General features: G+C 31.3%; 9 protein-coding genes. 5 read left to right on the top strand and 4 right to left on the bottom strand.

Annotated features, from left to right (window positions below):
* Positions 1 to 33: 33 nt before the first annotated feature.
* A complete protein-coding gene (gene apf, locus HV819_RS05435; protein ID WP_176269689.1) occupies positions 34 to 879 on the bottom strand; it encodes an aggregation-promoting factor in 846 nt (281 codons plus the stop codon).
* Between the two features lie 241 nt (positions 880 to 1,120).
* Here apf and hydE point away from each other — a divergent pair, with 241 nt between their 5' ends.
* A complete protein-coding gene (gene hydE, locus HV819_RS05430; protein ID WP_176269688.1) occupies positions 1,121 to 2,182 on the top strand; it encodes a [FeFe] hydrogenase H-cluster radical SAM maturase HydE in 1,062 nt (353 codons plus the stop codon).
* Between the two features lie 130 nt (positions 2,183 to 2,312).
* Here hydE and HV819_RS05425 read toward each other — a convergent pair whose 3' ends face one another.
* Positions 2,313 to 3,110 carry a histidinol-phosphatase HisJ family protein gene (locus HV819_RS05425; RefSeq protein WP_176269687.1) on the bottom strand — a complete coding sequence of 266 codons (798 nt, stop codon included), beginning with the start codon at positions 3,108 to 3,110 and terminating at the stop codon, positions 2,313 to 2,315.
* A gap of 132 nt (positions 3,111 to 3,242) precedes the next feature.
* On the opposite strand from HV819_RS05425, the gene HV819_RS05420 reads away from it, so the two are divergent.
* A complete protein-coding gene (locus HV819_RS05420) occupies positions 3,243 to 4,484 on the top strand; it encodes a hypothetical protein (RefSeq protein ID WP_176269686.1) in 1,242 nt (413 codons plus the stop codon).
* A gap of 359 nt (positions 4,485 to 4,843) precedes the next feature.
* Here the strand turns inward: HV819_RS05420 and HV819_RS05415 are convergent, their stop codons facing one another.
* Positions 4,844 to 6,760, bottom strand: coding sequence for a fructose-1,6-bisphosphatase (locus tag HV819_RS05415; protein ID WP_154541285.1), 1,917 nt, complete (start codon positions 6,758 to 6,760; stop codon positions 4,844 to 4,846).
* A gap of 297 nt (positions 6,761 to 7,057) precedes the next feature.
* Complete coding sequence (locus HV819_RS05410; RefSeq protein ID WP_154541283.1) at positions 7,058 to 7,633, bottom strand: hypothetical protein; 576 nt, start codon at positions 7,631 to 7,633, stop codon at positions 7,058 to 7,060.
* 108 nt (positions 7,634 to 7,741) lie between these two features.
* Here HV819_RS05410 and HV819_RS05405 point away from each other — a divergent pair, with 108 nt between their 5' ends.
* From HV819_RS05405 to rpoC, 3 genes are all read left to right on the top strand, one after another.
* Complete coding sequence (locus HV819_RS05405) at positions 7,742 to 8,254, top strand: nitroreductase family protein (RefSeq protein WP_154541281.1); 513 nt, start codon at positions 7,742 to 7,744, stop codon at positions 8,252 to 8,254.
* A 265-nt stretch (positions 8,255 to 8,519) separates the two neighbouring features.
* Positions 8,520 to 12,245 (top strand): DNA-directed RNA polymerase subunit beta, encoded by a 3,726-nt coding sequence (gene rpoB, locus HV819_RS05400; protein ID WP_176269685.1) that lies wholly within the window; start codon positions 8,520 to 8,522, stop codon positions 12,243 to 12,245.
* A gap of 10 nt (positions 12,246 to 12,255) precedes the next feature.
* On the top strand, positions 12,256 to 15,819 hold the full coding sequence (rpoC, locus tag HV819_RS05395; protein ID WP_176269684.1) for a DNA-directed RNA polymerase subunit beta': 3,564 nt from the start codon (positions 12,256 to 12,258) through the stop codon (positions 15,817 to 15,819).
* Positions 15,820 to 16,044: the final 225 nt, after the last annotated feature.

Genomic DNA, 16,044 nt, shown 5'->3' with positions numbered 1-16,044 from the left:
GGCAGTCTTTTTGAAATTCAAATCTATTTAATTTTAGTACCAACCATTGTTATTCCAGAATGCTAGAGCATTATCCCAAGAACCGTATCTTTGAGCTACATATTGGTCTGCTACTCTTTCTTGGTTAGCTGCTGAATAGTCTCCATTTAAGTATGAAGATGAAAGTTGGTATCTTCCTATATATTGTCCGTTTCTAGCATTGTATGATCCACCTGATTCTCTCTGAGCTATGATTTCTTTAGCTGATGAGCTTGATCCTTGGTAGTTTTGAGAAGGAGCTTCATAGTGAGTTTGTGCTGGGGCTTCATAGTGAGTTTGGTTTGAAGATTGATAATTTTGAGCTGGTGCTTGATAAGAAGTTTCTTGTGTATAATTATTATTAGCTACAACCACTTGTGGCTTATTGGTATTTGCAAAACTTTCTGGAAGATCTAAAAGTGATTCATGTATGTATCCTTCTTTTCCTTCAAACACTACTTTAACAAATCCATTGTTTGCATATGAGATAACTTCTACTACGTCATCTTTTTTTAGTACTTGATATACTTCTGATTCTAAGTGATCATCTTTTCTGAAGTTAGCTGGGTTTATTACCTTTGCTTCTTCAACTACGTTAAACCAGTAGCTTCCTACATAAGCTTCTTTATCATCATATTTGATTTTTAACCAACCATTTTGATTATCAATAACTTCATAAGCTTTATCATTATCTATAAGTCCTATAACGTTATTAGCTTCCTTAGCTTCACTTCTTACATTTACTGCAGCTGCCTTATCGGAATTTTTAACAGCCTTTGAAGCTTCTGCCTTATTTGTTGCTGTGAAGATTGTCGGTAGAACTAAAGCAGCTACTAGTCCATATTTTTTTATTTTTGTCATAATGATTACTCTCCTTAATATTGTTTTTAATTTATTTGTAACTATTTTCTAGTTATTTTTGATTAAATTTATTTTTTTTGTAACATTGGTTACAAAATAATTACAACTTATCATTTACAAGGCATATAATATATCAAGATTGTGTAGAAAATATGTGGAAATATATAAAATTTAGAAAAATTATCATTTTTTTATCTTATTTGTTATAATATTAGATAATTAAGTTAGAAGGAAGGTCTAAATGAACTTTATAAAAGCAGAAGAATTTACTGATTCTACTCTTGTTGAGTTGATTTCAGATGATAAATATAATGAAGAACTTGCCAAAAGAGCTGATAAGGTTAGAAAAGCAATTTATGGAAGTGATGTTTATGTAAGAGGTCTTATTGAATTTTCTAATTATTGTAAAAATGATTGCTACTATTGTGGAATAAGACGTTCAAATAAAAATATAGAAAGATATAGGCTTGATTTTGATGAGCTTATAATGTGTGCTAAAATAGGTTACAAATTAGGTTATAGAACTTTTGTCCTTCAAGGCGGGGAGGATATGGCTTATAAGGATGATGATATATGTAGGATAGTTGAAGAGATTAAAAAAATACATCCAGATTGTGCTATAACCCTTTCTCTTGGAGAAAGAAGTAAAAATTCTTATAGAGCCTTTTATAATGCAGGAGCTGATAGGTATCTATTAAGGGAAGAAACTTCAAATAGACAGCATTATTATAAAATCCATCCTAGTGAGATGTCCTTTGAAAATAGGAGACAGTGTTTATTTGACTTAAAGGAAATAGGATTTCAAGTTGGTGGAGGATTTATGGTAGGTTCACCTTACCAAGAAGATGAAGATCTTGTTAAAGATTTAAGATTTTTACAAGAACTTGAGCCAGATATGGTGGGCATAGGTCCTTATATTTCTCAACATGATACCCCATTTAAGGATATGGAAAATGGGTCATATAAAAAGACATTAAGGCTTGTTTCAATACTTAGGCTTATGTTTCCATATTGCTTAATACCAGCTACTACTGCTCTAGGGACTATTAATCCTTTTGGTAGGGAAGAAGGACTTAGGGCAGGTGCAAATGTCCTTATGCCAAATCTTTCACCTACTTCATATAGAGAACTTTATTCTCTATATGATAATAAGATTTGTACTGGGGATGAGGCTGCTGAATGTAGGTCATGTCTAGAGTTAAGAGTTAAAAAAGCAGGCTATAATATAGTTACAGCTAGAGGAGATGTTTCAAAAACTAAAAGATTTTATGTAGAAAAAAGAGGCTTATGCAAATTAAATTAATCTTTACTAAATCATTACAAGTTTCTCTAAGATAATTTGACCTTGATGAGCTGGAAAGCTTGTTCACAAAATTGTCTTTGGGTAACTTATAATGATGCAAGATATAATTGTTATTTGCAAGTGCCTCTTTTTAAATCTTTATTTGTTTTTCCATTTTATTTTCAAAGTATGAAATATGGCCAAATCCCAAGTCTTTTAGGTGTTTTATAGTTTCGTCTATCATATATCCGCATGTATCAGGAGTATGGGAGTCTGATCCTAGTGTTATAATATCTCCTCCCATAAGCTTATACTTTTTTAGGATATTATCCTTTGGATTGGCATGCGGAAGATTATTTCTAAAACCCGCAGTATTTACTTCAATACCCCTATTTGTATCTATTAATTCTTTTAGTAGTTTTTCAATTAAATCTTCATATAATTCATATTTTGGTATTAAAGACTTATCATTTATATACCTATCTATGTAGTCTATGTGACCTAAAACTGAAAAGTCTTTAATAGCTTTTACACTATCAATCATATAAGAGTAGTATTTTCTAAAAGAATTAATAGGATCTTTTTCTATAATCTTTCTTTGTCCCCATACATCCACAAACTCAACTGCATGAATCGAGCCTATTATAAAATCAAAAGGATTATCCTTTATTATTTTATTGATAATATCTTTGTTTTCATAGGCTATACCTATCTCAACACCGGTTAGTATTTTTATGTCTTTTTTGTATTTTTCCCTTAAATGATTAATGGTAGAAAAATAATCATCAAGGTCAAAGGTCATATCATCGGCGTTTTTTTGGCAACATTTATCTATATGGTCTGTGAAAGCCATAATCTTAATATTATTATTAATACATGATTTTATATTTTCTTCTGGATTAGTATGTGAATCGAAAGAAAACTTGCAGTGCATATGTAAGTCTTGCATATTATTCCTTTCCTTATTTTATATAATAATATCATACTAGTTTTAAATATTATATAAAGTCCGTAAATATAAGTACAAAAATACTTTGAAATTTGTTATAATAAGGATAATAAAGTTAAACAGGAGATAGTAATGAAGAAAAAAAACATTCTAGGCTTAGGACTTGGCCTTCTAATGTTAACAAGCCCTATTAATCCAATTGAAAAAAATTATAAAAATATAGCTTTTGCCGGAGATATAACAACAAGCGAAGAAAATACTTATGATTCTATTATAAGCGAAATTGAAGACTTTAAAAAAAGTGAGATATATAAAAACTTAAATGAAAAAGTCAAAAAAGATTTTGATGATTTAATAGGAAATTTAAATGAAGAAAACTTTACTCAAGAATCTTATAATAAGATTAGTGAAAAAATTTCAGAAATAAAGTTAGCTGAATATAAGAAACTTTATAAAGAAATAAAGACAATGATAAAGGGGAATTTATCAGATAAGCTAAAAAATAATTTTAATGAAATAAAAGAATCTTATGATTCTGTACAAGAATATAATCAAAATTATAATAATTTGAATATTTTAAAAGATAAAATAAATGCCTACAATAAAGAACTTTCTCTTGATAGAAATATCTTAAAAGAAGGAATTGAAAAAAATAAAAATCTTGATTTAGCTGATGAGAAAAAAGTTTTAGATAATGAAGATTCTAATCTTGATTCAGTTAATGAAGCTATAAAATCTATTAATAAAAAAGTAGATGATTTTAATGAAAAAGTAAGGAAAAAGGCAAAAGAAGAAAAAGAAAAATTAGCAAAAGAAATTGAAGATGCTATCAAAAATCACGAAGAAGTAAAAAAAGATATAGTTTATAAAAAATCAAGTAAAGAAGACAAAGATGAATTGGAGAAGGCTTTTAATGAATTAAAAAATAGCCAAATAGCTTTAAAAGAAGGTAAGGAAGAGGATTTTGGAAAAATTATAGATAAGTATAATGAGCTTGTCAATAATCTTGATGGTAAAATATTTATTGATGAACTCAATGCCCTTATTAAGTATTTTAATGAAAATCAAGACAAGATAAAAGATGAAGAAAAGAAAGCAAAACTTTCTAAAGAACTTAATTCTGTAGTTGATGATGATCAATTTGATAGTGAAAAATTAAAGGATCTTGAAAAAAGAATAAAAGATGCAGTAAATGAAAAACCTGGTTACTTAGAACAAGAAACACCTAAAAGAGTTACAGTATCTAGATCCAAAAATCCAGTTGTGAAGAAAAGTCGTTCTTTTGTAAGGACAGGAATTGGATCAATTGCTAAAGTGGCTGGAGTTTTAGTTCTTGCAGCAGGTGGACACTTATATTTAAAGAAAAAGAAATGATTTGAATTTTTCTTTAATTATTTAAGCATAAGTCTTAATTTAATTCTAGCAATATAATAATCTTTTATAAAAAAACTGTTGAAAGAATTTTTTCTAACAACAGTTTTTTATTAATTTATTTTTTAAATCTATGATAAAAAGCTTGAGTTTGTTTAGAAACTAGCCTCATAATAATCCTATTTCAAAAAACTTAACTTTATTATAATAAGATTTAATGAAAATTTTACTATCAATATTATTGGAAAACATCATAAGGGTGTTTGTTACTTAAGCTTAATAAGATAGGTATATTTATAAAAATCTCCCTTTTAGTTTTATTCTAAAAAGGAGATTTGAGATATTTATAATAATTTATTTGCCTAAATTTTTGTTCTATCAAATATTTCTAGAAGTTCTTCAAGAACTAGAATTCTTTCTCTGATTTTTTCACCTTCATCTGTATCTTTTATAAGCATTCTAGGAATTAATTTTTCAGTTTCATAAATTTTTGGGGTATAGGAGCCCATATTATCCCTTATATTTTTATAAGATACATGTTCTGCAAGTGCTATGTGGTGAGAGTTATACATTAGAGTATAGCCAGCTATGCCTGTCTTTTTTTGGTAAGGCTTTGATATGCCACCATCTATTACATAAAGCTTACCATTTGCTCTTACAGGTTTTTTGCCTTCCTTTACTTTTACTGGAACGTGACCATTTATAATTCTTCTTCTTTGGTCTTTTAAATTAAATTCATCAAGAATCATATTACAAATATCTTCTTTTTTATTTAAATCATAATATGGATTCATCTCTTCTTTTTTAAGTTCTTTATCATCAACTAAAAGATTTTCAAAGTAAGAATATTGACTTTTACCAAATAAAGGGGATTTTTTGCCACATACTAGATACCAAACTATGTCTTTTGCATATTGTTTTTCTTCAGATTCTGGTAAGAAATAGGCATCTCTTGCAAGCTTATCAAATAAATCCATCAACTCTTTTCCCTTATAGGCTTTTCCTTTGATTTTTATTTCTTGGAAAGAACCGTCAGGATTTAAAGGTATGCAACCATGGAAAAGAAGAGAGCCGTTAGATATTTTATACATAGAACCATTGTTATACATAAACTTAATGTGTTCATTTAGGAGGATATTTTTGGAGAACTCTTTTTGCAATATGTCTATTATGAATTTTTCTTCTAAGCTGAGCTTGAGAGGATCTTTTTTATCTATAGTAGGAAAGTTTTTATCTAAAAGTTCTACACCCTTGTAGGTCATTTTAGTGAAATCAATGTGTTTTAAGAAATTTCTATCATCCATATGAAATTCAGGATTTCTTTCTAAAAGTTTACCATCAAGCTTAAATCTTATGACACTCATAGCCTTATACATCTTGGCTGCTACATCCTTATTTACTTTATCATAGATATTTTCTTCAAATATTCTTGGCATAAATCTCTCACATGGGTCATCTCTATAAGTTTTCATAGAAAACTCATAAAGTGGTCTGAGATTTATTCCATAACCTTCTTCAACAAAATCAAAGTTATTATATGAGATTGCATTGCAAAGACATGCTGCTACCAAGGCCTTGTTTCCAGAACATGCTCCCATCCAAGCTATATCATGGTTTCCCCATTGTATGTCTACATTAGGAAAAGTTAAAAGTTCATCCATAATAATATTAGGTTCAGGCCCCCTGTCGTAAATATCTCCAACTATATGAAGGCTATCTACAGAAACTCTTTGGATTAGTGATGATAATACTATTATAAAATCATCAGCAGCCTTATATTTTATTATATTTTCAATTATTTTTTCATAGTATAATTTCTTATTAAATTCAGAATCATTAGTATATAAAAGTTCATCTATAATTTCCTTATAATTTGTAGGAAACTTATTTTTAACTGTATCTTTTGGATACTTTGTTGATACAAACCTAAAAAGATTAACTAACCTATGAATATTAATTGTGTACCAATCATCATCTATCAAATTTTCTTCTTTAAGTCTAACAAGTTCTCTTTCTGGATTATAGATAAGGTTTGCAAGATCATCTTGGTCCTTTTTTACTAGGGTATCTCCAAAGTATTGGCTAGTCTTATCTCTTATATTTCCAGCAGCAGATCTTAGAAGGTGAATAAAGGCCTTGGCCTCGCCATGAAGATCCGAGAAAAAATACTCAGTTCCCTTTGGTAGGTAAAGTTTTGCCTTAAGACCTATAATTTCATCGACTAAGTGGGTTTTTGTTGGGTAACTTTCTTTAAGTAGATTTAAATACTTTTCATTCATATGAATACCTTTCCTTAATATTTTTTACTATTCAAAAAAGGGACTGTTGCAAAACCATGAATTTCTATCATTCCATCATTACAAATTACTCATAGACAATTTGAGAATAGCCTACCAGCTCATGAAGGCCAAATTGTCGTGGAGGAGCTTGTAATGATGGAATAACGATTAATTCATTCTGCAACAGCCCCCTCTTGCTTCCTTTTTTGTTAATTTGACATCTTTTAGTTAACAACTATATATTAAAAACTTAAGTGCTTTTTTAATTTTATATACTAAAATATTTCGCTTTCATCTTTAAATATTTCTTGTGTTTTTTGATGTTGTTACTTCTTCATTTTTTTCTTCTGAATCTTTTTTAATTGTGTTATTATTAATAATTTCTACTTCTTTATTATCTATATTTTCTTTATCCTCATTGTCAATCTTAGAATTGTATAAATCACCTTCATTTTCATAATATTCAATACTTTTTTCATGAAGTCCAAGCATAGATCCTATAATAAGGAAGATATTGAAAATATAAGAGATTATGAATATCCTATCTCTAAAAAATACATGTCCAATAACACTGGTAAATAAGAGGAAGAATCCAGCAAACATATTAGATGGGAAATGTTTCTTATCTTTTATTGAAGAAAATATCCTATTTGTTAAAAGACTTATTAGGATAAATAAGCAAAATAGCAATATAAAAAAGATGGGTTTTATAAGGCTTAGAGAAATATTTGAAAATCCTAATAAATCAAATATGGAAAATATGTACTTTCTATCAACAAATAATGAAAAAAGAGTAGAAAGTATTAGACCTATACTAATCAATAAATAGTAAAATCCAGATATCCTCAATAAAATATTACTTAGTTTTTTCATCCTTACCTCCTTTTGCATTAATTATACCACAAAAAGCATGTACTTAATCTTTATTTTTATTTGAGTTATTTTATCGTATAATTATATAATATAAAGAAAGGAGTTTTTATGGATTTTGATAAAGTAATAGATAAGAGATGTTCAACTAGACTATTTACTGATGAAATAATTGACAGAAAAGATTTAGAGGCCATTGTAAATGCGGGAACTAAGGCACCAGTTGGTAAGGGACTTTATGCAAATATGGCTATTACAGTAATTACAAATAAAGAATACATAGGTGAGATTTTAGAAGAAGCTAGGGAAGTAGCTAATAATTATAAGGCAAATCCTATTTATTCTGCACCATATCTTATAATTGTATCAGCCAAAAAAGGTCATGAAACTAGGCTTGAAGATACAGCATGTATAATAGAGAATATGAGTCTTAAGGCAACTGATCTTGATATAGGCTCATGCTATATAAGAGGAATGTTTGAAAAATTTGATAAGAAGGCAAGATTTATTGAAAAATTAGGAGTAAAAGAGGATTTTTATCCTGTCCATGGTCTTATTCTCGGAAAAACTAATGAAGAAATAAAGGGAAAGAAACATCATATAGACGTAAATTATATAGATTAGTTTAGAAATTTGTTTGACAACGCTCTAAAATACAATATAATATAAAAAATTATTAAAAAAGGTTTTATAAGTTTAAGAAAATCTCCTGGATTATTTGACATGTGCTAGCATGGAGTGATATAATAAGCAATTGCTAGAATTCTAATTTAGCGAGATTTTTTTATTTATGTAAGGAGGGCTTTTTTCTTTTTGCAAAGCTTTAAATTTACATAAAAAAGTCTAGTTAAGCAGTCGGCTTAAGAGTATTATGAAGGAGTAATTTATAGTGCAATATCATAAAGAGTTATTTGGTAAAACTGAACGTGTTAGCTTTTCTAAATTTCCTCAAGTTCTTGATTTGCCAAACTTATTAAAGGTCCAAAAGGACTCTTATAAGTGGTTTATTGAAGAGGGCTTAGGAGAAATTTTAGAAGATATTTCCCCAATCGAAGATTATAATGGCAATTTAATACTTGAATTTGTTGGATATGATTTTGACGATGAGACAAAGTATACAGTTGAAGAGTCAAAATATAAGGATACAACTTATTCTAGAGACCTTAAGGTAAGAGCTAGGCTTATCAATAAGGAAACCGAAGAAGTTAAGGAACAAGAAGTATTTATGGGGGATTTCCCTATGATGACAGACTCAGCTACTTTTGTAATAAATGGTGCAGAAAGAGTTATAGTAAGTCAGCTTGTTAGGTCTCCTGGAGTATATTATGCATCAGAGCTTGATAAATCAGGAAACAATATGTACTCTTCAACAGTTATTCCTAATAGGGGAGCATGGATTGAGTTTGATACAGACGCATCCCACACTGTAAATGTTAGATTAGATCGTACAAGAAAACTCCCAGCAACAACTCTTGTTCGTGCGCTATTATTTGATACAGATGAAGAAATAATAGAAGCCTTGGGAGATACAGAACACTTAAGAAATACGCTCGAAAAAGAAAATTCAGAGTCAAGTGAGGAAGCCTTAATTGAAATTTATAAAAAATTAAAGCCAGGGGATCCTGCTAGTCTTGAGTCTGCTCAAAATTTAATAAATAATCTTTTATTTGATGATAGAAGATATGATCTTGCTAAAGTAGGTAGGTACAAATACAACAAGAAGCTTGCACTAAATGAAAGGCTAATAGACCAAGTAGCTGCAAGTGACGTTATAGATGATGAAACAGGTGAACTTTTTGTTAAGGCAGGAGAAAGAATTAATAGACAAACTGCTTTAGATATTGAGGCAAGTGGTATAAATGTTGTTGATATCATTGTCAAACAAGAAAATGGTGAAGATAAAGAGCTAAGGATTTGTGGAAACCATTTTGTTTATCTTGATTCATTTGAAGAATTAAAAGATGTTGACCTATCTAATGTAGAATTATCAGAAAAAGTTTATTATCCAGTAATGAGAGAAATTTTAGATAATAACGAAGATAAAAAAGACATCTTAAATGAAATTGAAAAGAGAAAGAAAGAATTATGTCCTAAAAATATAGTTAAAAGTGATATTCTTGCTGCTGTAAATTATCAATTTAACCTATTTGAAGGTATTGGTAATGTTGATGATATAGACCATCTAGGCAATAGAAGAGTAAGAGGAGTAGGTGAGCTTTTACAAAATCAATTTAGAATAGGTCTTGCACGTATGGAAAGAGTTGTTAGAGAAAGAATGACAACTCAAGATCCAGATCTTGCAACACCACAAGGACTTATAAATATTAAACCTGTAACAGCAGTTATAAAGGAATTCTTTGGTTCAAGTCAGCTTTCACAATTTATGGATCAAACAAATCCAATGAGTGAGCTTACACATAAAAGAAGACTTTCAGCTTTAGGACCAGGTGGACTTTCAAGAGATAGGGCAGGAGTTGAAGTAAGAGATGTACATGATTCCCACTATGGAAGAATATGTCCAATAGAAACTCCAGAAGGACCAAATATAGGACTTATAACTTCCCTTACAACTTATGCAAGAATTAACAAATATGGTTTTATAGAAACTCCTTATAGAAAAGTCGGAAAAGATGGTTATGTAACAGATCAAATAGATTACCTAACAGCTGATGTTGAAGATAATTACATCATAGCTCAAGCTAATGAGCCACTAGATGATGAGGGAAGATTCATTAACGATCGTGTATCAGGTCGTGGTATAAATGGTGAGAATGATATTTATCCAAGAGAAACAATAGAATATATGGATGTTTCTCCACAACAGATTGTATCAGTAGGAGCAAGTTTAATACCATTTTTGGAAAATGATGACTCTACTCGTGCTCTAATGGGTGCTAACATGCAAAGACAAGCAGTTCCTTTAATAAAGACACAAGCACCAATAGTTGCAACAGGTATAGAACATAGGGCTGCAAAAGACTCAGGCGTTTGTGTAGTAAGTAAAAATGCTGGTGAAGTAGTATATGTTGGAGATGAAAAAATCAGGGTTAAAAGAGACTCTGATGGAGAAATAGATTATTATAGACTTCTTAAATTTAGACGTGCTAACCAAGGTACAACTATTAACCAAAGGCCAATAGTTAAACTTGGAGAACATGTAGAAGAAAATGAAATCCTTGCTGATGGACCATCTACAGAAAATGGTGAGCTTGCCTTAGGTAAGAATATTCTTATAGCTTTTACAACATGGGAAGGATATAACTACGAGGATGCTATGCTTTTAAATGAAGAGCTAGTAATGGATGATGTCCTAACATCAGTTCACATAGAAGAGCATGAATGTGAAGCCCGTGAGACAAAACTTGGCGCTGAAGAGATCACAAAAGACATTCCAAATGTTGGTGATGACATGAAGAAAAACCTTGATGAAAATGGGGTTATTAGGATAGGTGCCGAAGTTAAAAGTGGAGATATACTTGTAGGTAAGGTATCTCCAAAAGGAGAGACAGAACTTTCACCTGAAGAAAGACTTTTAAGAGCAATCTTTGGAGAGAAAGCTCGTGAAGTTCGTGATACTTCACTAATAGTCCCTCATGGAGAAAATGGTATTGTAGTTGATGTAAAAGAATACAACAAAAAAGATGGAGATGAACTTTCACCAGGAGTAAATAAGGTAATAAGAGTTTATGTAGCAACCAAAAGAAAGATTATGGTTGGTGATAAGATGTGTGGTAGACACGGTAACAAGGGTGTTGTTTCAAGGATTATGCCAAGAGAAGATATGCCTTTCTTACCAGATGGTACGCCTATCCAAATCTGCTTAAATCCACTAGGTATCCCATCACGTATGAATATAGGACAAGTTTTGGAAGTTCATATGGGTCTTGCTGCAAGAACTATGGGATGGAAGATAGCAACTCCTGTATTCGATGGAGCTATGGATACAGAAATAGAGGAAGTATTAGAAGAAGCACAAAAGATTGCTCCATATGTAAACAAAACAGGGAAAATTAGACTTCGTGATGGAAGAACAGGTGAAGAATTTGAAAATCCAGTAACAGTTGGAGTTATGTATATGCTTAAACTTCACCACATGGTAGAAGAAAAAATCCACGCAAGAAGTATAGGACCATATTCACTAGTAACCCAACAACCTCTAGGTGGTAAGGCACAATTTGGTGGACAAAGATTTGGAGAGATGGAAGTATGGGCTTTAGAGGCATACGGAGCAAGTCATACCCTCCAAGAAATTCTTACAGTAAAATCAGATGATGTTACAGGAAGAGTTAAGACATATGAAGCAATTGTCAAAGGAGAAAATGTTCCAGAACCAGGTACACCTGAATCATTTAAGGTGCTTGTAAAAGAACTCCAATCTCTAGCTTTGGATGTTGAGCTTTTAGATGAAAATGGAGAAGTAATAGAAATTAAAGAAAATATAGATGAGCAAGATAAGTTCTCACAAGTGGAAAAGATTGATGCTGCAAAGATTAGAAATCAATCTAAAAAACTTGCAGGACTTGCTTCAAAGGCAAAATCTGAAAATGATGAGGAAGTTTCAGAAACTGAGACTAAAGATGCCAAAGATTCTACAAGTCAAGGTTTAACAGAGTAAGGGGGGTTTTTTGTCAGAATTACAAGAATTTGGTGCTATGAGGATGAAAATAGCATCTCCTGAAAAAATTAGATCATGGTCTCATGGTGAGGTTAAAAAGCCAGAAACTATCAATTATAGAACACTAAAACCTGAAAAAGATGGCCTGTTCTGCGAGAAGATTTTTGGACCTACAAAAGACTATGAATGCTCTTGTGGTAAGTACAAGAGAATAAGATACAAGGGCGTTGTTTGTGAAAAATGTGGCGTTGAAGTAACAAAATCTAAGGTAAGACGTGAAAGAATGGGACATATAGAACTTGCTGCCCCAGTAAGCCATATTTGGTTTTTCAAGGGAATACCTTCAAAAATGGGTCTTTTACTTGATATGAGCCCAAGAGTTCTAGAAAAGATTCTTTACTTTGCATCATATGTAGTAATCAATCCTGGTGAAACTGAATATTATGAAAAACAAGAATTATCAGAAGCTGAATACTCAGAAGCTCTTGATAATTATCCAGATGATACAGAATTTCAAGCTGAAATGGGAGCAGAGGCTGTTAAGAAACTTCTAGCTAAGATGGATCTTAAAAAAGAATATGAATCCTTATTAAAAGAACTTGAAGATGCTAAGGGACAAAAGAAAATAAGAATATCAAGAAGACTTGAAGTGGTAGATGCCTTTCTAACAAGTGGTAACAAACCAGAATGGATGATTCTTGATGTGCTTCCAGTCATGCCACCAGAGCTAAGACCAATGGTCCAACTTGAAGGTGGAAGATTTGCAACAAGTGACTTAAATGACCTTTACAGAAGAGTTATAAATAGAAATAATCGTCTAAAAAGACTACTTGATATTGGAGCTCCAGAAATAATTGTAAGAAATGAAAAGAGAATGCTTCAAGAAGCAGTTGATGCTCTAATAGACAATGGTAGAAGAGGTCGTGCTGTAACAGGAGCTTCAAATAGAAATATGAAGTCTCTATCTGATTTACTTAAGGGTAAAAGTGGTAGATTTAGACAAAATCTTCTTGGTAAAAGGGTTGACTATTCAGGTAGATCTGTAATAGTAGTAGGACCAAATCTTAAATTTAACCAATGTGGCCTACCTCAAGAGATGGCTCTTGAATTATTTAAGCCATTTATTATGAATAAGGTTGTAGAAAATGAAATGGCTCACAATCTTAAATCTGCAAAGAAAATGGTGGAGAAGAAGGATCCAAGAGTTTATGAAATCTTAGAAGAAGTTATAAAAGACCATCCAGTACTTCTAAATCGTGCCCCTACACTCCACAGGCTTGGTATCCAAGCATTTGAACCAGTACTTGTAGAAGGTAAGGCAATTAAGCTTCATCCACTTGCTTGTCCTGCTTTTAATGCGGACTTTGACGGTGACCAAATGGCTATTCATTTACCTTTATCAAATGAGGCACAAATAGAAGCAAGACTTTTAATGATGTCTACAAATAATATCCTAGGTCTTAAAGATGGTAAGGCGATTACAACACCATCCCAAGATATGGTACTTGGAGCGTATTACCTAACAACAATAAAGGAAGGTGCAAAGGGAGAGGGAATGACCTTTGCAGACATTTCAGAGATGAAAAAAGCCTTACTTAACCACAATGTAACCCTACAAACAAAAGTTGGAGTTAGGATAAAAAAAGATAAAAATGACCCGGGAAAGATTGTAAATTCATCAGTAGGTAGATTTATCTATAATGAAGGAATCCCACAAGATTTAGGTTATGTAAATAGAAAAGAAGATCCTTATTCTCTTGAAATTGATCAAGTTACCTCATCAGGTGTGTTAAAAGATATAGTAGATCGTTGCTTTAGAAAGCATGGAAATATAAAGACTGCATCAGTTCTTGACTACATTAAGTCTACAGGGTATAAGTATTCAACCCTATCAGGACTTACAGTTTCAATGTCAGACGTTACAATTCCTCATCAAAAATGGGATATAGTATCAAAGGCTGATCAAGAAGTTGATAAGTATGAAAAACTTTATAGACGTGGTTTTATAACAGACAATGAAAGATACGAAAAAGTTATAGACATATGGAGAGAGGCAACAGATGATGTTACAGCTGCCCTTCTAGATGAACTTAAATCTGATAACAACATCAAGATATTTGCTGACTCTGGTGCCCGTGGTTCTACAAACCAAATCAGACAGTTAGGTGGTATGCGTGGTCTTATGTCAAGGGCTGATGGTAAGATTATAGAAATTCCTATAAAGGCTAACTTTAGGGAAGGTCTTTCAGTACAAGAGTACTTTATCTCAACCCATGGTTCACGTAAGGGACTTACAGATACAGCCTTAAGAACTGCAGACTCAGGTTACTTAACTAGAAGAATGGTAGACATATCTCAAGATGTTATAGTTACAGAAGAAGACTGTGGTACAGATGGATATGTAGTGGCTCATGAGTTTAAAGATGGTAATGAGCTTATAGAAAACCTATATACAAGAATAGTAGGACGTACATCTTTTGAGGAGATAAAAGATAGTGAAGGCGAAACAATTGTAGCTAAAAATCAAATTATTGATGAAGAAAGAGCAGAAAAAATTGTAGCTGAAGGTATCAAAGAAGTTAAATTACGTTCAGTACTAGAATGTAAGTCAAAACATGGAGTATGTGAAAAATGCTATGGTAGAAATCTAGCAACAGGTAAGAAAGTGAATATAGGTGAAGCTGTAGGAATTATAGCTGCCCAATCAATTGGTGAGCCTGGTACACAACTTACAATGAGAACATTCCACTCTGGAGGTATAGCAGGTGTTGGAATTACTCAAGGTCTTCCAAGAGTTGAAGAGTTATTTGAAGCAAGAAAACCAAAGGGACTTGCATTCATAGCTGAAAACTCAGGTACAGTATCACTTATTAAAAACGAAAAGAAAACAGATGTAGAAATACTTTCAGAAGATGGTTATTCTAAAAAATACAATATACCATATGGTGCAAGACTTCTAGTTGGAGAAGGAGACGTTGTAGAAAAGGGACAACAACTTACAGAAGGTTCTCTTGATCCACATGATGTACTAAAAGTATTAGGCAAAATCGGTGTTCAAGACTACATCACTAAAGAAGTACAAAAAGTATATAGGCTTCAAGGTGTAGAAATTGATGATAGACATATAGAAGTAATAACAAAGCAAATGCTTAAAAAAGTAAAAATAGAAGAAGCAGGAGATACAGACTTCTTGCCAGGTTCACTACAAGAGATAAGAGATGTTCGTATTGTAAATGAAGAGATGGAAAAAGAAGGCAAGAAAAAAGCTGAATACAGCCAAGAGCTTCTAGGAATAACCAAAGCATCACTTGCAACAGAATCATGGTTATCAGCAGCATCCTTCCAAGAAACAACAAGAGTTCTTACAGATGCTTCAATCAAGGGCAAGGTTGATGACTTGAAGGGACTAAAAGAAAATATAATCATAGGAAAGTTGATACCAGCAGGTACAGGTATGAAAGTTTACAATGACTTTGATATAGACTATGAAAATAAGGATTTAGAAGATGCTCAAATAGCTTTGAATATAGAAGAAGTAAAAAAAGCAGAGGCTGAAACTGAACAAAATCAATAATTAAGAAAAAATACTATGGACTAGTAATTTGCTCCATAGTATTTTTATTTTGTATTCTTTAGACCTAAATAATAAAATACTTGCTATTGATTGTTAAATAAAAATTTAAAAGAATAAAGGAGAAATAATGAGTATAAAATATATATGTGCATATATCAATATATAGTATATATTTAATTAATACATCAAATAAATACATTTAATTGACACGAAAAATAAATTATG

Origin of the sequence: Anaerococcus faecalis, from assembly GCF_013371425.1 — a bacterium.
Lineage (GTDB): Bacteria > Bacillota > Clostridia > Tissierellales > Peptoniphilaceae > Anaerococcus > Anaerococcus porci.
Note: the sequence above shows the minus strand (reverse complement) of the source record. Positions and strands in the feature narration are given on the sequence as shown.